This window comes from Pseudomonas sp. BS3782 TE3695 (assembly GCF_050435305.1).
Classification (GTDB): domain Bacteria; phylum Pseudomonadota; class Gammaproteobacteria; order Pseudomonadales; family Pseudomonadaceae; genus Aquipseudomonas.
Genome location: NZ_JBNDKB010000001.1, coordinates 951,608 through 970,215, shown reverse-complemented (window position 1 = coordinate 970,215; position 18,608 = coordinate 951,608). Strand labels below are relative to the sequence as shown.

At 56.2% G+C, this 18,608-nt stretch carries 16 protein-coding genes and 1 pseudogene; 5 read left to right on the top strand and 12 right to left on the bottom strand.

What is annotated here, in order from left to right; translation table 11 throughout:
* Positions 1-8: 8 nt before the first annotated feature.
* From tssG to tssA, 10 genes are all read right to left on the bottom strand, one after another.
* Positions 9-1,016, bottom strand: coding sequence for a type VI secretion system baseplate subunit TssG (gene tssG / locus ABH909_RS04295; protein WP_429430756.1), 1,008 nt, complete (start codon positions 1,014-1,016; stop codon positions 9-11).
* On the bottom strand, positions 980-2,767 hold the full coding sequence (gene tssF / locus ABH909_RS04290; protein ID WP_429430754.1) for a type VI secretion system baseplate subunit TssF: 1,788 nt from the start codon (positions 2,765-2,767) through the stop codon (positions 980-982). Before tssF ends, tssG begins: the two co-directional genes overlap by 37 nt.
* A gap of 260 nt (positions 2,768-3,027) precedes the next feature.
* Positions 3,028-3,390: a hypothetical protein gene (locus ABH909_RS04285; RefSeq protein WP_429430752.1), complete on the bottom strand. Its 363-nt coding sequence runs from the start codon at positions 3,388-3,390 to the stop codon at positions 3,028-3,030.
* A 28-nt stretch (positions 3,391-3,418) separates the two neighbouring features.
* Entirely contained in the window at positions 3,419-3,784 is a 366-nt protein-coding gene (locus tag ABH909_RS04280; protein ID WP_007894571.1) for a hypothetical protein, read from the bottom strand.
* Positions 3,781-4,431, bottom strand: a complete 651-nt coding sequence (locus tag ABH909_RS04275) for a hypothetical protein (protein ID WP_429430750.1) — start codon at positions 4,429-4,431, stop codon at positions 3,781-3,783. The genes ABH909_RS04280 and ABH909_RS04275 overlap by 4 nt, the downstream gene beginning before the upstream one ends.
* A 1-nt stretch (position 4,432) precedes the next feature.
* On the bottom strand, positions 4,433-4,957 hold the full coding sequence (locus tag ABH909_RS04270; protein ID WP_429430748.1) for a PAAR domain-containing protein: 525 nt from the start codon (positions 4,955-4,957) through the stop codon (positions 4,433-4,435).
* 10 nt (positions 4,958-4,967) lie between these two features.
* Positions 4,968-5,375 carry a type VI secretion system baseplate subunit TssE gene (tssE, locus tag ABH909_RS04265; protein ID WP_429430746.1) on the bottom strand — a complete coding sequence of 136 codons (408 nt, stop codon included), beginning with the start codon at positions 5,373-5,375 and terminating at the stop codon, positions 4,968-4,970.
* 12 nt (positions 5,376-5,387) lie between these two features.
* Positions 5,388-6,863 (bottom strand): type VI secretion system contractile sheath large subunit, encoded by a 1,476-nt coding sequence (gene tssC, locus ABH909_RS04260; RefSeq protein WP_008007668.1) that lies wholly within the window; start codon positions 6,861-6,863, stop codon positions 5,388-5,390.
* 28 nt (positions 6,864-6,891) lie between these two features.
* A complete protein-coding gene (tssB, locus tag ABH909_RS04255; RefSeq protein ID WP_429430743.1) occupies positions 6,892-7,395 on the bottom strand; it encodes a type VI secretion system contractile sheath small subunit in 504 nt (167 codons plus the stop codon).
* Positions 7,396-7,427: 32 nt separating this feature from the next.
* The gene (tssA, locus tag ABH909_RS04250) at positions 7,428-8,984 is read right to left on the bottom strand and encodes a type VI secretion system protein TssA (protein WP_429430741.1); all 1,557 of its coding nucleotides are present in this window, start codon (positions 8,982-8,984) and stop codon (positions 7,428-7,430) included.
* 943 nt (positions 8,985-9,927) lie between these two features.
* Between tssA and tssI the strand changes: the two genes are divergently transcribed.
* From tssI to ABH909_RS04225, 5 genes and pseudogenes are all read left to right on the top strand, one after another.
* Positions 9,928-13,374 carry a type VI secretion system tip protein TssI/VgrG gene (gene tssI / locus ABH909_RS04245; RefSeq protein WP_429430739.1) on the top strand — a complete coding sequence of 1,149 codons (3,447 nt, stop codon included), beginning with the start codon at positions 9,928-9,930 and terminating at the stop codon, positions 13,372-13,374.
* Positions 13,367-14,035, top strand: coding sequence for a DUF2931 family protein (locus tag ABH909_RS04240; protein ID WP_429430737.1), 669 nt, complete (start codon positions 13,367-13,369; stop codon positions 14,033-14,035). The genes tssI and ABH909_RS04240 overlap by 8 nt, the downstream gene beginning before the upstream one ends.
* Before the next feature lie 382 nt (positions 14,036-14,417).
* Positions 14,418-14,663: a DUF6124 family protein gene (locus tag ABH909_RS04235; RefSeq protein ID WP_429430735.1), complete on the top strand. Its 246-nt coding sequence runs from the start codon at positions 14,418-14,420 to the stop codon at positions 14,661-14,663.
* A gap of 395 nt (positions 14,664-15,058) precedes the next feature.
* Positions 15,059-15,310 (top strand): DUF2388 domain-containing protein, encoded by a 252-nt coding sequence (locus tag ABH909_RS04230; RefSeq protein WP_429430733.1) that lies wholly within the window; start codon positions 15,059-15,061, stop codon positions 15,308-15,310.
* Positions 15,311-15,347: 37 nt separating this feature from the next.
* A pseudogene (locus ABH909_RS04225) lies at positions 15,348-15,425 on the top strand (DUF6124 family protein); the annotation flags it as partial.
* Between the two features lie 455 nt (positions 15,426-15,880).
* Here the strand turns inward: ABH909_RS04225 and tagQ are convergent.
* Entirely contained in the window at positions 15,881-16,810 is a 930-nt protein-coding gene (gene tagQ, locus ABH909_RS04220; RefSeq protein ID WP_429375823.1) for a type VI secretion system-associated lipoprotein TagQ, read from the bottom strand.
* Positions 16,811-16,894: 84 nt separating this feature from the next.
* Positions 16,895-18,592, bottom strand: a complete 1,698-nt coding sequence (locus ABH909_RS04215) for a formylglycine-generating enzyme family protein (protein WP_429439745.1) — start codon at positions 18,590-18,592, stop codon at positions 16,895-16,897.
* Positions 18,593-18,608: the final 16 nt, after the last annotated feature.

The following is an 18,608-nucleotide window of genomic DNA, read 5'->3' as shown; positions in this document are numbered from 1 at the left end:
ATCTGTCCTTAATGAATTTTGCTGCCCAGGGTCACCACGCCGTCCGCTTTCTCGCGGCCGAGCCAACTGGTCCACCCCAGGCGACAGGCGTTCTGCTCACCGATGCGCAGTTCGCGGATTTCTTCCTGACGCAGCACCAGGCGAATGTCGTAATCGAGCGGGTCACGCAGGGTGAACCGCACCAGCGCGCACAGCGGCTGGTAGCCGAAACCGATCGGCAGGAATTCGTGAAAGCGTTGCCAGTCGAGCTCGCGGATATGAATGCGGAATTTGCCGCTGCGATCACGCACGTGTTCGCCCAGCACCAGGTCTTCGCCGAGCATGCTGTTGGCCCGGCCCAGGCGATTGCGTTGCTCGTCGAGGATCTCGACGCGGCGCTCGATGCACTGCTCGATGGTCAGCTCGGCGTGCTTGAAGTAGTAGCGCAGCACCGCTTCGATCAACGCCGCCGAGTGCGCCCGCAAACTGAGCAGGCCGAGGTACGGAAGCAGACGTTTCCAGTTCAGCTCCTGGGCTTTGCGGATCTCTTCGCCACCGAGGCCGATCAGGGCAAACAGCTGCGCCGAAAACGGGTCGAGGGCGCCGCTCTGGAAACTGGCGCGGTACCGATACTTTTGCCAGATCGGCAGCATCAGCCGTTGCAGGCGATGGTGAAACAGGTCGAGGAAGTTGCGGGTCGGGTTGCCGTCTTCGCTGTCGCCCAGGGCCTGTTCGCCATAGAACGCCGGCAGCGGCGAACCGGAACCGACCAGGCCGATCAGGTTGAAACGCAAGCGCGCACGCATCTGCCCATGCTCTTTGAAAAACTCCACGCGATCGACGTCGCTGCCAGGGAAACCCAGGCTCGGATTGGCCTGGAATTCCAGCTGGTCGTATAGGTCGTCTTCGCTCAGGTACGGGTGCGCATCGCGCAGCCGGTCAATCACCAGCAGCACGGCCTGAAACAGCGAGTACTCGCGTATTACCCGGGTCAGCCCGCTTAAAGCAGGGGCTGCAGGCCCATACGTGGTGTCCATTGGTACACCTCTCCCTGTGTGCTTTTTACCCGCAGCTCGTGGAACGAATTGAGACTGGCGTAAAGCGCGAAAAACTCGTTAAGAACCGAAGCGAACACGAACAGGTCGCCCTCGCCGATATACCCTTCCGGGTCGATGGTCAGCTCGGTGCGCAACCCGCGTACCGGCAACCCTCGGTGCAATCTGTCGACGTGTTGGTGCTTGATCGACTTGAGCCCGCCCAGCAGGCGCTTGCTGACTTTTTCCGCGTGTTGGTCGTAGTAGCGCGGCAGGTCGTAGGTTTCGAGAATCACCTTCAGCGCATTGACGTCGGCCAATGAGAGGTAGTTGAGTGACATGTTGCTGATCAGCTTCCAGAGGAAGTCACGGTTCAGCGGCGGTGCGAAGCTGGAGGTGGCCGGCGTGATGTTGCGGAAACTCAGAAACTCCGGCGTGTCTTCGCAGGCCATGCAGATGTCGCCGAGCTTGAGCTTGCGCGGCAGGTTCTGGTTGGTGCACATCAGCTCGATCGACAGGGTTTCGTGAGCCTCGGTGTGGCGGATGCCGAAGCTCAGGTAGGTGTCGAGGCCGTCGTGCAGCAAGGACGAACGCTGGCGGATGCTGTAATGCGGACGGCTGGTGGGCACGTCGAAACTCGGGTCGTGCTCGAAGGATTCGAACGGCACGTACGCTTGATAACCGAGGCCGCCGGGCTTCCAGCCGGTGACGGTTTCCACCGAGAACACGCCGCAGTTTTCCAGATCGTATTCAGCCGGCAGCAGCAGGTATTCGTCCTGCTTGCCATCAAGGCGAATGGGCAAAGCATCGTGCTTGAACAGGTTAACGATCGGCGTGCAGTAGAGCTTCACGTTGTCCAGGGTCGGACGCATGCGCATGATGCCGCTCTTGCGAATGTCAAAACGCAATTCGAGGCCGCGCATTTGCTTGAGCGTGTCCTCCGGCAATGCCTTGAGCAGGTCCAGACCGTTGATATCGACGAACAGGAATTTGTCCTGGAAGGCGAAATATTCCTGCAGGTAGCGATAGCCGCGAAAGGTGTTCAGCGGATACGGGATCAACGCCTCTTCTTCGGCAAAACCCACCGGCTGCACGCGGTCGCCGGGCATCTTGAACGCCATCGGCTGGCCGCTCACCCCGTTGATGGGCTTGCCGGCGCCATCCAGCGGGATCAGCTCGATGCCTTCAAGGTTGCGCAACAGGCTCAGGTAAAGCATCTGACTGATGTAGCGCTCACCGGCAAAGTGCAGGCGCAGACGACTCAGCTCCAACTCGCCAAGGTGACCATCGGCGCTCATCTCCAGGCGCAGGCTCAACAGCGAACCGTCACCCTTCACCGAGTAAGTCAGCGCGGCCAGATCCAGCGGCAACACCTCGGTCGGATAGCACGTGCGAAAACGGCAGCGCACATCATCGACCGGCACACTCTCCACCGGCGTATCACGCTCGACCCTCAACGCAGGCCCGGAACGCTTCAACGGGTCGAACTGCAAAATGCTGAACGCCGGCAGCGGCCGCATGTAGTTGGGCCACAGCAGGTGCATCAGCGAATGGCTGAGCTCCGGCAGTTCGTCGTCGAGCTTCTGGCGCAGGCGACCGGTCAGAAAGGCAAAGCCCTCAAGCAACCGCTCCACGTCCGGATCCCGCCCGGCTTGCCCGAGAAAAGGCGCCAACGCCGGGCTACGCTCGGCGAATCGACGACCTAACTGGCGAAGTGCGGTGAGTTCGCTTTGGTAGTAGTGGTTAAAGGACATGGGTTAGCTGCCTGGTGGTGGAACTCATGAAAGAACTGCCTTTGGACTGCGCTCGATGTCGGACCTGATCATTGGACGGAACTCAGGAATGCGATCGGGCACTGCAATACCCTGCCCTTCATCGAACGAGCAGCGATCATTGGGTTCGGCCCATTAGAAAATTTCACGGAACACCCACTGATTGAATCGATAAAGGGCAGCCACCCCAAACATCGAGGTCATCAACCAAAATGCCGCGCAGACAAAAAAATAAACGCCGTTCATTTACACCCCCCCTCGGGGTTCGAGCCGAGGGAGTGAAAACAGAACAAATAAGGTGATGAACCATGCAAGCAAAGCGTGTAATTGCCTTGCATGTTGCAGAGGGCCCAGCCTTTCACAACGGCATAACCAACAACGAGCTGCACAAGCAGAAAAGAAACAACCGCCAAAGGAACCGAGAAAAAATAGCTATAGGGCTCGGCAAATCCATGGACTGTTACTACATAGATTTCAAACACCGCGAACGGCAAAACCAATGCAAGTGCCAGTAGAATTATTGCCCTCACTTTTTTCGCGCAGCTCGTCAATTCCGCTCCTTGCAATGGATCAGAAAACCGGGGGCAGTCCCTTTTAGCTTTCATTTTTCAACCCTTTCAAGATTCACTAAAGCTATTTCGCCTTCGCCTTATCTGAACTAAGCACTTTTCGCTGCTGAAGATAAATAACACCCTCTCCAGAGAAGGCGATCACACTATTAGCCGTGAGCGGTTCACTATTCTCATCTCCAAACTTGAGCCAGCCTTCGTCCCATAACTCGCCACTCTCATGTCTTACTTGCACGAAATAATAAGGAGGCTCCGACTTGGTCACTTCAATATACTGACCGCCATCGGCACCACCTCTCCAGTGGGAATTAGGATATTCACTGAGCAAATGTGGCTTATCTTTTGAAAAGTCCATAAAAAATATCACCCCCAAAGCTACCAACAAGGACAGTGCGCCAACAACCATTAGAAAGCGTTTCAACCAGATCAATCTTTTATCTCCAGCGTATCGGTGCTAAATATGTAATCCAGATCCGGCTTTGTTTCTTGGAAATCTTCCATATAGTCTTTTGGTATCACAGCGAAATATGACCTTTTAGGCGCTCCGAGATTGAGACTATCAACCAAATCAGCCACAAACGTCATGCAGTTATGGCTTCTCAAGCTGTACGGTTCTCTATCCATATTGGCGTTGTCTTTTTCTTTGTTTTTCAGCCACGCTTCGGCTTGAGCAAAGGCTGCGCCTCTAAGAACGACCCCGGATACATTGCTCGACTGCCCATAAGACGTAGACATGCTCCTCAAGGTTTTTTTGAGCGACAATTCAGTTATCGCTCCACCTTTGATCGTAACGTTAGACACGGGGCGTACCCTTACAATTCCAGGTGGACCTGCGCCTTCATAACGTCCGTATTCCCCATACTTCGTCAGACCTGTTTTCCCATTGACAATCAGCACACCTGCGTGACCTAAATCAGAGAATTTGTGACTAACACCCATTGCCTCAACATGAATCTTGTAGCCTGGAAAGACGACTGGAATTACGAAGTCTTGATCGCTTACCAAGTAAATTTGAACTGGCGTATGGTCTTTCGCGGGAGTTGTCGCAACAGTTGCGACTTTTACGGCCTGAGGCATTTCACTCCCCCCTAACCAACCAATTTGGAATAGCCGAAATTTGAATATTCTGAACTTGAGCTTTTGAACCCAGTGATTTAGACAGTCCGGTCTCGTCCGTTACACCTTGAATTTCCGAGCCATCTTCAAGAGTGGCGATATATGCAACGTTTTTAAGTGGAGCTCCAGATACCGGGTCCATCAACTGAATACGTACATCAAAACCAAAAATGTTCAACGGAACTGGCGCCACAAACGGCACCGGCGTATGCGAATTCCCAATAATCACCGTCGAAGACCCAGCCGTAACCTTATTGCCATGAGTACCAACAGAACCCACAGTGGCCGCTGGTTTACCGTTGATCAAAACAGTCGTCGCAAGATCGCCAACCATCGCACCACCACACGCCGAGGCATCGCCTTGGCGGGCGGCCGCGAGGCCGTCGAAGAACACGTCGCCGGAACCGGCGGCGATCGGGTTGGTGCCGTGGCCGGGGAACGGACAAGCGGTGGGGTCGGATACACGTGCTGCGGGTTTGCCGGACATCGGAGTCTCCTTAATTGACCTTTACTTGACCGCTGCCATCCAGGCGCGCGGCGAAACTGACCTGGCGCTTGAAACCATCAACTTCCAGCAGGCCTTCGATACTGAAGGACAGGCGAAGCTGATCGTTGTCACGCGGCAGGGAAATAACACGCACATTGCTCAGGCGTGGCTCGTAGGCTTCGATGAAATTTTCGATGGCCAAACGGGCCTGACTCAGGGAGTCGTGCAGGCTCAGGCGCATGTCATTGAGATCGGGTAGCCCGTAATCGGACAGCGTTTGCACGCTGCCCGCACGGGTGCTGAGCATCTTGGCCAGATGGGCAGCCACGGACGCCATGGCGCAGACCTCGCGGCTCCAGCCGACGCGTTTGTCCGCGTCGCCACCCAGGCGTTCGAAAAGGCTGCCGTATCCAGTCATGAGTCGCTCCGTTTACTCTTTGTCCAGCTTGCCAACCAGCGACAGGGTGAAATCGGCACCCATGTACTTGAAGTGCGGGCGCACGTTCAGGCTGACGCGGTACCAGCCCGGCTCGCCTTCAACATCGCTGACGATGATCTGGGCAGCGCGCAGTGGACGACGGCCACGGACTTCGGCGCTCGGGTTTTCCTGATCGGCCACGTACTGGCGGATCCACTTGTTGAGTTCCAGCTCGAGATCAGTACGTTCTTTCCACGAACCGAGTTGCTCGCGCTGCAGCACTTTCAAGTAGTGAGCCAGGCGGTTGACGATCATCATGTACGGCAGTTGGGTGCCGAGCTTGTAGTTCAGCTCTGCGGCCTTGCCTTCTGCGCTGATGCCGAAAAACTTCGGCTTCTGCACCGAGCTTGCGGAGAAGAACGCCGCGTTGTCGGAGCCTTTGCGCATGGTCAGGGAGATGAAGCCTTCCTCGGCCAGTTCGTATTCACGACGGTCGCTAACCAATACCTCGGTAGGAATCTTGGTTTCGATTTCGCCCATGCTTTCGAAGTGGTGCAACGGCAGGTCTTCAACCGCGCCACCGCTTTGCGGGCCGATGATGTTCGGGCACCAGCGGAATTTGGCGAAGCTGTCGGTCAGCTTGGTGCCGAACGCGTAGGCGGTGTTGCCCCACAGGTAGTGCTCGTGGCTGTTGGCAACGGTTTCTTTGTACACGAACGACTTTACCGGGTTTTCTTCCGGGTCGTACGGGTTACGCAGCAGGAAACGCGGCACGGTCAGGCCAACGTAACGGGAGTCTTCCGACTGGCGGAAGCTCTGCCATTTGGCGAATTGCGGGCCTTCGAAGTGATCTTTCAGATCTTTCAGGTCCGGCAGGCCGGTGAAGCTTTCCAGACCGAAGAATTTCGGGCCGGCGGCCGCAATGAACGGCGCATGGGACATGCAGGCAACGCTGGACACGTACTGCATCAGTTTCACGTCCGGCGAGCTTGGGGACATGAAGTAGTTGGCAATGATCGCGCCCACCGGCTGACCACCGAACTGACCGTATTCAGCGGTGTAGATGTGCTTGTACAGGCCCGACTGCATCACTTCCGGCGAATCTTCGAAGTCGTCCAGCAGATCGTCCTTGGAGACGTTGAGGATTTCGATCTTGATGTTTTCGCGGAAGTTGGTGCGGTCGACCAGCAACTGCAGGCCACGCCACGACGATTCCAGGGACTGGAAGTCCGGGTGGTGGAGGATTTCGTCCATCTGACGGCTGAGCTTGGCATCGATCTCGGCGATCATGCGGTCGACCATGGCCTTCTTGACCGGCTCACCGTTGTTCTGCGGCTTGAGCAGCTCTTCGATGAACGCCGACACACCGCGTTTGGCGATGTCGTAGGCTTCGTCGTCTGGCGTCAGGCGGGTTTCGGCGATGATGCTGTCGAGAATGCTGTATTCGCCATTCTCGTTGCTCTTTTGCTGTGCTGCGCTAGTGCTCATTGTGTTGGCTTCCTTGACTGATAAAGACTCAAGCGTCCTGGGCTGCGGCGTTCAGGCCTAGTTCACCCAGTACACGACTGCGAGATTCGTCGTCGGCGAGCACGCCTTCGATGGCTTTGCGGAACGCAGGCGCGTTACCCAGCGGGCCTTTGAGGGCCACCAGCGCGTCGCGCAGTTCCATCAGTTTTTTCAGCTCTGGCACTTGCTCGACCAGCGAGGCCGGGTTGAAGTCCTTCATCGAGTTGACGCGCAGTTTCACGGCCAGTTCTTCAGTGTCGCTTTCTTCCTGAAGACGGTTCGGCACGCTCAATGTCAGGCTCAGCTCTTGCTTGGCCAGCACTTCGTCGAAGGTCATCTTGTCGATGCTGATCGGCTTGCGATCTTCGATTTTGCGTTCGTCCTTGCGGTGGGTGTAGTCACCGATTGCCAGTAGTTTCAGCGGCAGTTCAATCTCTTCCTGAGCACCGCCGGTGGCGGGTTTGAAGGTGACGTTGATGCGTTCCTTGGGGGCTACCGAGCCTTCTTTGGCCATGGCTTTTCTCCTTGCGGTTGTGGCCCGGGGGCCTATTCGAGTACCACTTCGAGATCGAGGTGGCACAGCCTGCGATAAATCTCTTCCTTGCGTTCACGCACTGCATGGTTCTGCGGTAACAACGCGCAGCAGCTATGCAGCAAATGCAGCACTTCCAGCGCAAGATCGGGCTCCCAGGCGTGCAGGCCTGAGTCCTGTAATGTTTGGTCGAGGGTTTCGAGTTGGGTCTTGGCCAGTTCGTATTTCTTGGCCATGAAGCACAGCCGCGCGAGGGCGAACTGCCAGAAGAATCGAACCCGTCCGCCGTGGGCACTTTGCAAGCCCTGCTTGAGGATCTGCACGGCGGCCTTGAGGCCATCCTTGCGCAGAATCGGCAAGACCTCTTCCAGAGCCAGTTCCCAGGCCGGCTGGGTATCGGCGACTTCGACCTTGCGTGGCGCACTGGCGCTTTGCAGATGCGGCATGACGTGGGCGCCAATCCAGGCGCGGGTGGCCGGATCGGCGAACGGCGCGCCGTCATGGAAACGCAATTCGATGATGCCGGGCAGGCGCTGAACCAAAAGCGCGAAGTGGATTTCCACTTCGCGCATCGCCATCTCGGCATTCAACGCCTGGAGGCATTCCCAGACTATTCGCTGGCCATCGAACCAGAACGGTGCCTTCGCCAGGCTCGCCTCCAGCTCTACTAGCAGATCAGCGTATTTCCCCTGGTCGTAGCGGTCCTGATAGGACTTGAGTTTGTCCGCCGGCAAACCGCGCAGAACGGTGATCTGCTCGGCGTTACGCTCGGGAACCGCGTCGATCGGCAGCCACAGCAGCGTGCGATTGAGGCGCAGGGCGCGCAGGTCAGTGGCTTTCTGCTTGAGCCACCAGGCACACAACGGACGGGCGTTTTCTTGCTGGGCGCGCAGGGCCTTGTGGGCTTCTTTCTCGTTATCGATCGGCGCGCCGGGGATGAACAGCTGGGTCGCGGCCTGCTTGACCTGAGCCACCGCGGCGCCCACCACACCGGGCTCCGGCTGATTGTCGGCGGCGCGCTGGACCATGTTTTTCAAGCGCCGGGAAATCGGCAGCAGCAACGGCGCGTCATCGCCCAGGTGCTCGGTGCACGCGGCATCGAGCCCTTCCAGATGCTCGACCAGACGGCGGAACAGCGGCAATTGCTCTTTGATCGCGACGTTTTCGTTCAACACCTGCTCAAGACGCGGCACCAACCAACTGATGGCAGCGGAGCGAGTGCGGGCCTTGTTCGGATGAACCTTGGCCCAATGATTTTCACAGAGGTGGTGCAGCAAACCGAGGCCGGCCAGCAGTCCCTGGAAGGATTCGCGCTGGTACAACGCCCAGGTCAGCCACGCTGCGACACGCAAATCCTTGGATTGAGTGCGCAGCAGGTTTTCACTGTTTTCGCGGATTTTCAGCCAGTCGATCTGACCGCTTTCGTGCATGGACGAGGCTTTACCCAGCTCACTTTCCAACGCCTCATATTCGCTCGAAAAGCGAACATCCTCGCCCGCGAAACGCTCTTTGGAAATAGAGACTTTTGCCAGATCGAGATAATGCGCCGACAGTTTGTTTGAGTAGGACATCCTTAGCCTTTAGGGTTGATTGCACTCGTACGCCAATTGAAGTTTCAGCGGCTTGAAAATTAACGAAAAGCCATGAGAAATCACATCCAATTGAGATCTTACAAAGTGGATGCATCGGGCAACGACACAGCCACTAGCTGTCACTTTATTAAACAATTTGGCGCGAGATGTTTTGTTGACTTTCGAATATCACCCTAAATTACGCTGAGATTTTTAGAAGATTCGAGTTCAGCACAATGAAGGCCTACTTTTAAAAAATTGATCTCGAGCTGCTCGACAGCAGATCGAACCTCAGCCTTGGAAACAGGTGGCGAAGCATGACAAGACTTGAAAAAAATAAAAGTAGGACGTTTCCGAAAATGTATTACGCAACGTGAGTATTTGATGGAAAAATCTCGTCACGAGCGAGATATCATATTGATTGCACAGCATTTTTTAAACTCAGAAATTCTTCTAAAAATTGCCAAAATCGAAAGCAAATCAAATAATTTTAAAGAACTCCACCTACAAGCGCTTCCTACCTATTTCACAATGCTTTGTATTCGGAACGCTCTTACAAACGTCCGGGAGGTTTCTTACATCAATCTGTTTCAAGCCTTGTTAGCGTGAGTTGAATTTTTTCTTTCGCATAAACGCCATGACCTATTGCTGGGAAGTCGCTTCGCGGCCGAGTTGCTCCCCGAGTTTCGAAGCTATCGTTACAAGCATCTGGGGGCACAGGCACAGAACGAAATCAAGTGCTCCTCTTTTCCGATGGCATCAATAATATTCGGTAATGCGGGAAGTTTCACACACAGTTTCTAGCCCCTTCCTACATCATTTCTTTCCCGCGCGCTGATAGCTTTCGGATTCTTGCGACTCGCTCAGTTGAAACATGACAAGTGCGTCGTAACTTTTTATCTCCCTGCTCAAGGATGAGCTAAAAAAGCAAAAGGATAAGCGCATGCTCGCATCCGCCAATGCCGCGCAATTCACCATTACAATTCCGACGGTTCGCAACGATTTTAAAGTGCTGGCATTTGAAGGTACTGAAACCATCAGCGCGTTGTACTCAATCAGCGTCGATCTGGTCAGTGAATACCCCGATATCGATCTGGAGAGCCTGCTTCTCCAACCTGCATTTCTCCAATTCGGCCTTAACGGCGAAGGTATCCACGGATACATCGAAGGGGTGTCCGAAGGCGACGTTGGTAAACGCCTGACCCGCTATGGGGTGCACTTGGTGCCGGCGCTGTATTACCTGCAATTCAGCCAGGATCAGCGGATTTTTCAGAGTCAGACGGTGCCGCAAATCATCGCTCACGTCCTCAAAGCGCACGGCATTCAAGCCGATGCATTCACCTTCCACGTCAAAACAAGTCCCCCGCGCGAATACTGCACTCAATACCGGGAAAATGATTTGGAGTTCGTCCAGCGGCTCTGTGCCGAGGACGGCATTACGTGGCATCACCAACACTCTTCGCAAGGCCATATGCTGGTGTTTACCGATGACCAGACATTCTTCCCGAAACTGGGCGAAACCCCGTATCAGCAAGACGCCGGCATGGTGGCAGAGCATCCGGTCGTCAACCAGTTTTCCATGGGTTTCAAAACCCGCCCCAGCATCGTGACCCGCCGTGACTACGACCTGAAACGTCCGAACGCGGTGCTGGAAAGTCGCTTTGCCGCGGAGTTCGACCCCACGCTTGAAGACTATAGCTATCCGCTGCCATTAGAGAACGAAAAGCGCGGCAAACAACTGGCCCGGCAGGCACTGGAACGGCATCGAGTCGATTATCAGTTGACGGAGGGCGAAAGTGATCAGCCCACGCTGCGCAGCGGCCACTTTTTCAATCTAACGAAACACCCACACGAAACGCACAATGATCTATGGCTGCTGCTCAGCGTGACCCATTTCGGGAAGCAGCCTCAAGCGCTCCAGGAGTTCGCCACCAGCGCTACCGAACCTGAGAACGACTTTACCCAAGGCTACCGCAACAGCTTCAGCGCAATTCCCTGGGACGTTTTTTATCGGCCACCGATGCCTGCACCAAGGCCCATGCTGAATTGCCAGACCGCCCGCGTCACCGGACCTGTCGGCGAAGAGATTTACTGCGACGAATACGGTCGCGTCAAAGTCAAATTTCACTGGGACCGGTCTGAACGCAATAACGAAAACAGCAGTTGCTGGCTGCGGGTAGCGTCCAGCTGGGCGGGAGACAACTTCGGTACGGTGATCATTCCGCGTATCGGGATGGAAGTCCTCGTCACCTACCTCGAAGGTAATCCCGATAATCCGTTGATCACCGGCTGCCTGATCAACAAGGTCACGCCGCCGGCCTACCCATTGCCCGAAAACAAAACCAAAACCGTACTTCGCACCCACAGCTCCCCCGCTACGGGTGGCTACAACGAATTGTCGATGGACGATCGCGCTGGCGATGAGTTGATCCACCTGCGTGCTCAGCGGGATATGGAGCAGAAGGTTGGAAATGACAGCCGGCTGGAAGTGGGCAATGAGCATCGAGTCACCATCAAGGGCGACCGTATTACGGTGCTGGGATCTGAAGAGCACCTCACTATCACGTCGGATCGAAAAATCCAGGTAAGCGGCAACGACTACCTGCATGTCGCAGGCGAGAGCCACACAAGAGCTGATGAAACGCTGGTTATCGAAGCCGGTGAGCACGTGCACATCAAGGCAGGTACGCACCTGGTGATTAGCGCGCAAGAGAGCCTTTCCATAAAGGTCGGCGATCAACACATCGTGCTCAACGCCGACGGTATTTTCAGCAGTAGCGCGATTGATGTCGGGGGTGCTCCAACGCCGGGTACGGCTGCGCATACATTACTGCAGGGGGCTGCGGCGGGCTTGTTGGTGTCCGTCGCGCCTGAGCCTTCTCCATCGGAAGTGAATGAATCGGATGAGCTGGAGGAAGAGGAGGAAGACGTCGAAGAGGAAGGGATTACTTTGCGGATCGGGGTGTTCTTCGATGGCACGGGAAACAACAAAGCCAACAGCGAAACTGTGGCGGCGTGCTATGCACCGGATGCCAATCTCGCAGAGGCCGCTGAGGAAATACAAAGGCACTGTGCGGCTTACGGGTACGACGGCAATGGGAGCTCGCCGGACAATAGTTATGGGAATGATGTGAGCAATATTGTCCGGCTTTACAAACTCTATGAAGACCGAGTGGACGAAACGCTGTTGCCAGAAACAACGAAGACATCGATCGCCATTTATGTTGAGGGCATCGGGACCACGAGCGGTGGGGAAGACTCACGTTACTCCCAAGCAACGGGGATTGGCGAAACAGGTGTGGCGGCCCGAGTCGAAAGGAGTCCAGCGCTTATCATGGAACAGATACGCCGACTGGAGGAAAAGAACCCAGGGATGAAAATTGATCGGATTGAATTCGATATTTTCGGCTTCAGCCGAGGTGCGGCAGCCGCGCGACATTTTGCAAATGAAGTGCTCAAGGGCGAGCAAAACATTCTCGCGGAATTACTGCCGGCCGGTGCTCCGGTCTTGTCCAGTAACTTCAACTGGCGTCTCAAAACTGATGTCACCATCAATTTCATTGGCCTGTTCGATACTGTCGCATCCATCGCCAACCCGTGGGCACTCGACTTCACTGGTGCCAACAGCAGAAACCCCTTCGCCAATCTTAAACTCCCGGATGACTGCGCCAATAAGGTTGTGCACCTGGTCGCTCGCGACGAAGTCCGTGAAAATTTCGCCCTTAATAGCCTCGGTGATACAGACCTGGTTTTGCCCGGCGTGCACTCGGACCTCGGCGGCGGTTATTTGCCAATTGCCAAGGAAAAACTCCTGTTGGGTAAGCCCTCTACAAGCACCGTGAGCGAGAGCATGGATGCAACCCGAAGTGCTGCTTACCTTACTGCCGAAAAAGAGGTGTTCGCCTGGTATGAAAAAGGCGTAATCGACTTCGACGGTCCGGGCAACAAAATCAAAGTGGAGCATTGGGAAAGGCCGCTACCCTTACCAAGAGGGAAAGATCAGACCAATACCGATCCACAGAAGAAGGTTTTTGCGGCTGCATCCATTGAACGCCCGGTGCGAGGCGAACTGTCGCTGGTCTATTTACGAATCATGCGCGAGCTTGCAGTCCGACACGATGTACCGTTTGACATCATTGACGCCAACGACCCGAAACTAGCCCTGCCTGCCGATCTGGTACTCATCCACAAAAAGCTGCAAGCCTATGCTCTTGGCGACACAAAGATCGAAGGATTGACGGTTGAAGAAAGAGCACTATTACGCAGTCGCTATATCCACATCTCAGCTCACTGGAACGCAGCCAAAGATTTCAACAGCAGCGACACGAACATTGTTTTTATCAACAGGCCAGCCAAAAACAGCAAACGCGTGGTTCATCCCAATGAATAATTCAGTCCGCCTTTTCACCAAAAGCGCGGGTTTATTGTTTGGTTTGCTCTTTACTGGCAACTCGCAGAGCTTCGCTCAATCGGATAAGGGCTTACCGTGGTTTTTGGGGTTTTCAGCACCTGCTTATATGGAAGTCTGGATTGAAACCGCAGACGTGGTGGATATAAAGGAGCGAGTATTCCGAGGTGCGGGAGGTGGTATCGCCTCGGTGCCAAAACCTCCGAATAATCGGGGTATTGCCAGAGGATGGGTCAGCAGTAACGGTGGCGGGAAAGGGCGCCATGTCACAGGTGCTGATCTACCACGGTTGATCTACGTACGTTGGCAATCGCTGGTGGAGCCACAAACTTACGAGGCTTACATCGTCATCCCTGAATCAGCTCGGGAGATCATGCGTAAACCTGAAAAAGCTTTTTGCAGGGCTGATGGCAAGTGGATCACCGACTACCGCGATGATATCGGGATTGGTCTGGCCCCGGGGGGCATTGCCAAAGTCTGGCTGGGCGGCCCTTGCCTGAAGTCGGTCGAAATTGCTCGAGTCGAAGGAACCATTAACCGAAGAGGTCCCTACGAAGGAAAATCCGGCGGCAAGCATCGGCCCTTGTCAGAGACATCCAAAGCTTACATAGAAAAGTTCGGAATTCCCTATGGAAGTTGGTAAGAACTGTCGAATTTTCGATGGTTAAACACCGCCCAACAGCGCTTTTTTAAAACGACTCAAGGTTACTTCCTGCAAGCTACAACACCTTGCGTCGTTGCCTATGGCTACGCCAGAATCCGCCGGCTTGTGCGCCTTGGGGCCGGTCGGTAACTTGGTTCGTGTCACTGCTCATCAGTGATCGGGTTTAGCAGCCCGCGGTTGTTAGTGAGGTGCATAGCGTTTCCTTCAGTCAGGTATTCATATCCCTGCACTTGATGGTGGCTGTGCGTGGGGAGCCCTTGGGCGCGCCGGTTTGCTAACTCCCCGGTCTGCTAACCCGCGCACAGCCGCCACCCTTCGTTTAGCAGCGACGTGTGAACGGCTCCATTTCAGGAGTTAGTAAATGTTCAAGGTCAAACCCAACCCACCAGACACCGATCCGGTCTCTCCCTACGAAAGCCCCGATTCAAACAAACTCAACGAAGCCGCCGACCTCGCCGACGATGTGGACGGCTCACACCGCTCCGCAGCGCTGGCGCTCAGCCGGATGGCCGACGGGGTGCATTTGTTGGTGGAGCGAGCGTTGGATCATCTAGATGAACCCGAGATGGCGGCGATTTTCGCCGAGCGACAAAGCCGAGCCTGTTAACTCGCCAAGCAGTAAACAACCCTGATGGATGTATTCCTCGCCATCGGGGGTTTTCTCGTCAGGGTGCCCAGCACACAGCTGGGAGCACAAAAGCCAACACAGTTATCTACCCTGTTTCCGCAACACATGTAGGACGCGTCTGGTTTGGTCACCTTGGGATTGAAGTGCCTCTCTGCCTTGGTACTTTGCACAAGCACAACTCAAATGCTGAGGAGGTGCAGCGCATTTCAATCAAGAGACCATCCACCATCATGACTCGACGCAATAAAAAATCGGCGGTTGCCTTCGGGTGTTGTTGCATTGCCATGTTCACAGTCGTAGCTAGCGCTCCTGTTCGGGCGGAAGGGTGCCACGGGGTTGGCTGCCTATTAAACGGTGGCCCCCTCGAGTTCTCGATGCTGACTGGAATTGGGTTGCTCTACACAACGGTCGGACCATTCATTTCGACCTCAGACGCCACTAAAGATGGTCCTTCGAAGCACTACGTCCAAGCCGTGAAGGACGATGCCGCCGCTTATATCGCTACCGACGGCGATCTTGATGGCCCCATGCTTGAATCTGCATGGCGCGCGCACTTGGAGCAGCACGCTGATATTCAGCCAAGCAAGAAAGAGTTTGCCCACATGGTATTAGCTACCTATGGATGAACAACCGAGTTTCTGGCAATTGAAAGGAATCACTTAACGCAACGGCCAACTCTTCAGCGTCTGCCCAGGCATCAACACTGAAGCACTGCTCGCCAACGCCTCGGGAGATCTACTGGATCAAAAACGGTTTGGAAAACATCAGCAGACAATTGACCGATCTCGAGAAGCAAATTGACAGGAATCCCACCGCGCATGCCAATTACTATCAAAACGACCACAAGAAGCGGGCTCTAGGGAAGGAAAAGGAAAAAATCCAGATGACCCGGGCTCGACTCGTTGCACTGCACAGCCAGCGAGTCACCGAGGCCGACGTTTATGGCAGGAACAGTTGGCGATGATTCCACCAGTGGCCGAAGACCACGACGCAGCCATTGCGGCAATGACCGGAGGGCATGCCGTGGGCACGCCATTTCATCTGGATATTGATTCGATTGTGTAGCTTGGCTGGTGAAACGAGCGCTGAATCATTTGCCAGCGCAGGAGATGGCGGCGCACAGCGCCAAGGTGTAGCCAGTACAGATCATCCCCACGCAACACGTGGGAATGATCCAAGACCTACAGAAAACTCAATCAAGCATTCGGGCAAGGCACCGGTGCCCAGTCGCCCAGGTCCGGGTTCTTGCACATGCTGTTGACTTGAGTGGTGCCTGCGCTAGCCACTTGCTTGCTTTCCGCCTGTTTGGCTTGTGCGGTCTGCAGGGTTTTCTCGGTGGTGACCGCTTCTTTCGGCACGGTTGGCAGCACCGGTTTTTTCGCCGGTTTCACCGCTTTTTTGCTCTTGGTCGGTGCCACGACTGGCGTGGTGTCGGCGGTTGCCACGGTGACCACGTCAGTGCGCTGCACGCCGACTTGCTGCAGGTCTTTTTCGTAGGCCTGGGTGTAGTTGTTCAGGTCTTCGCTGGCTTTACCGTTCACCGCAACGATCAGGTCGTTGGACTCTTTGAGGCCCGCGACGATTTCAGCCAGGCGCTTGCGGCCTTCGGTGTCGTTGACGGTTTTGGCCTTGCGGTCGGCGACCAGTTTGGTGAACGCGTTCTGGTAGCACTGCTGCGAAGTCTTGGCGTATGCGGTGCTGCGGTCGATGTCGGCGGCGCTTTTGTTGACGTCGGAGGCGTAGGACGCGATGCGCTGGTTGTCATCGGCGATCTGCTTCTGACGCTCGGTGTAGTAACCGGCTGCACCACCAGCCAGGGCACCGCCCGCGGCACCGATGGCGGCGTTGCGACCACGGTTCTCGGAATCGACCAGGGCACCCAGCAGTGCACCGCCGACAGCGCCGACGGCCGCGCCGGTGACAACCGACTTGGTCATGTTCGAATCAGTGGCACGCAGGTGCTGCACTGGCTCGTAGCAGTTCGGGTAGTACTCGACCTTGGTGCTCGAGGCGACCTTGGAGGTCGGCGACGTGGCGCAACCGGTCAGTACGGTGCTGAAGCCAACGGCCATCAGCAGCAAGTGACGCTTGGAAAGCGAAGCAAAAGGTTTACGGGAGGAAAGCATAGTTGTGTTCTCTTTTAAGTTTGACCAGCTCAGCACGGCCCACCGCCGCCTGAGTCCCTTCCAAGCTCGCTGTACAACGAACGATCAAGACCGCTGGGCGTTCGATGCGAGCAATTCCTTCAATATCGCCGCCGGGTCGGCTCGTCGTTGCTGACGATAATCACCGACATGGCGAACGAATAACGTTGCGCGCGTTACCAGGCTTTTGCCCAGTACCGGCTTGCGCTCCAACTCTTCCTTGATGCGTTGAAACTGCGCCTGGATCACGGCATCGGTGTAGCGCGTGCCGGTCGCCAGGTTGTCGATGTAGATCGCCACCGCGCCGTCCAGCGCGCTGCGGCCATTGTCGATGGCGGTGGCGAACAGCTTGGCGCTGGCCTCGTCCTTGGCGTCCACGGCCTGCTGGCGACTCTTCTGCAAATTGGTCAGGCGAATGTTGTAGTTGTTGACGGTCTCGGCCACCAGAGCCGCCGACTGGATCAGGTTGCCGGCCGCTTCCTCGCGCTGCTGGGCGATGAGCGAGACGTTGCGCTTGAGCTCTTCGTTGACCAGCCCGAGTTCGGCTTGCAGGCGTGGATCGACACTGGCAGCAATGATGCTGTCCAGACGTTTGGTCGGGTCCTGGGCGTCGTCGATGGCATCGGTCAGCGAAGCCAGCCGACCTTCTTTCTGCCATTGGGCAAACAATTCTTTGTAGCGCGAACGTGGCGCCGACAACGCGCCAATCGCCACCCGGAACCCGGTGGTTTCGTTGCTTTGCTCGGTGCCGTCGGCGGCGAACAATGGGTATTCGCGACGCATCCCGGTGAACAAGGTGCCCTCGCCTTCCAGGTAGTTGCCGCCCTTGACCACGAAGCCGCCGTAGGTACCTTGGCGGCGTCCGGCGTGCACGAGCTGGAAGGATTCCTGGACCATCTCGGCGGCGTTGCCGATCACGTCGAACAGGCCGATGGGGTTTGGCAGTTTGGTGCCGATCGGCATCAATCGCGCTGCCTGACCAGTGCCGCCGGCGACTTGGTTGAACACCGCCCAATCGGCTAGCGGCCCGTCGCTTTCGCTGCCCTCAAGGCGTCGGGGAAAGAGGCGCCCTTCCAAATCCTGACGGCTGATGGCCTGCCCGCCACGGGCGGCAAATTCCCACTCGACTTCGGTCGGCAAGCGCACAAAACCCAGTCCGCCGTCTTCAGCCGAGGTGCCCCGACCGCTCACCGGCAGCAGGTCCTTGTGGTATTTCATCAGCCAGGCGCTATACACCGCCGAGAAGCGTTCGGCCTCGAAGCGCGACAACTTCACCTTGGGCAAACGCCCGGCCATGCCTTGCGGCGCCTCGGCTTGCAGTGCCTCGCAGGCCGGCGCCGGCTCGCCGCTGGCCAGCGATTGCGCCTGGGCCATGACCTGGGCGTATTGGCGGGCGGTGACTTCGTATTTGCCGATGAAATAGAGCATCGGTTTGAGCGGGGTCTTGGCGTCCGTCTTGGGCATCAACGGCGTGATGGTCTTGCCCCAATCCTTGGGCAGATCCTTGAGGGTGAACTGGCCGTTGATGAAGTCCCGCCGGTAACCGGAGATGAACGACTGTTGATAACCGGCCTCGCCCTCGCTGAAGGGATAGCCGAGGCTGATCTCGCGGTCGTCCAGAGTGCCTTGCGCCAGGATGTAGACGTAACGGAACACCATCTGCCCTTCGCACGGCAGCGGCAGGCTGACGTCATCGGGCAACGGTTTGGGATTGTCCAGTTTGCCTGTGCTTTCATCAGCGCCCACGAGACTAGCCATGCCCATGCTCGCCAGGCTCAGC

What these genes read in the sequence shown, in the direction of transcription:
- tssG (WP_429430756.1), bottom strand. Translation starts at nt 1,016, where the DNA reads ATGGACACCACGTATGGGCCTGCAGCCCCTGCTTTAAGCGGGCTGACC.
- tssF (WP_429430754.1), bottom strand. Translation starts at nt 2,767, where the DNA reads ATGTCCTTTAACCACTACTACCAAAGCGAACTCACCGCACTTCGCCAG.
- ABH909_RS04285 (WP_429430752.1), bottom strand. Translation starts at nt 3,390, where the DNA reads ATGAAAGCTAAAAGGGACTGCCCCCGGTTTTCTGATCCATTGCAAGGA.
- ABH909_RS04275 (WP_429430750.1), bottom strand. Translation starts at nt 4,431, where the DNA reads ATGCCTCAGGCCGTAAAAGTCGCAACTGTTGCGACAACTCCCGCGAAA.
- ABH909_RS04270 (WP_429430748.1), bottom strand. Translation starts at nt 4,957, where the DNA reads ATGTCCGGCAAACCCGCAGCACGTGTATCCGACCCCACCGCTTGTCCG.
- tssE (WP_429430746.1), bottom strand. Translation starts at nt 5,375, where the DNA reads ATGACTGGATACGGCAGCCTTTTCGAACGCCTGGGTGGCGACGCGGAC.
- tssC (WP_008007668.1), bottom strand. Translation starts at nt 6,863, where the DNA reads ATGAGCACTAGCGCAGCACAGCAAAAGAGCAACGAGAATGGCGAATAC.
- tssB (WP_429430743.1), bottom strand. Translation starts at nt 7,395, where the DNA reads ATGGCCAAAGAAGGCTCGGTAGCCCCCAAGGAACGCATCAACGTCACC.
- tssA (WP_429430741.1), bottom strand. Translation starts at nt 8,984, where the DNA reads ATGTCCTACTCAAACAAACTGTCGGCGCATTATCTCGATCTGGCAAAA.
- tssI (WP_429430739.1), top strand. Translation starts at nt 9,928, where the DNA reads ATGCTCGCATCCGCCAATGCCGCGCAATTCACCATTACAATTCCGACG.
- ABH909_RS04240 (WP_429430737.1), top strand. Translation starts at nt 13,367, where the DNA reads ATGAATAATTCAGTCCGCCTTTTCACCAAAAGCGCGGGTTTATTGTTT.
- ABH909_RS04235 (WP_429430735.1), top strand. Translation starts at nt 14,418, where the DNA reads ATGTTCAAGGTCAAACCCAACCCACCAGACACCGATCCGGTCTCTCCC.
- ABH909_RS04230 (WP_429430733.1), top strand. Translation starts at nt 15,059, where the DNA reads ATGCTGACTGGAATTGGGTTGCTCTACACAACGGTCGGACCATTCATT.
- tagQ (WP_429375823.1), bottom strand. Translation starts at nt 16,810, where the DNA reads ATGCTTTCCTCCCGTAAACCTTTTGCTTCGCTTTCCAAGCGTCACTTG.
- ABH909_RS04215 (WP_429439745.1), bottom strand. Translation starts at nt 18,592, where the DNA reads ATGGGCATGGCTAGTCTCGTGGGCGCTGATGAAAGCACAGGCAAACTG.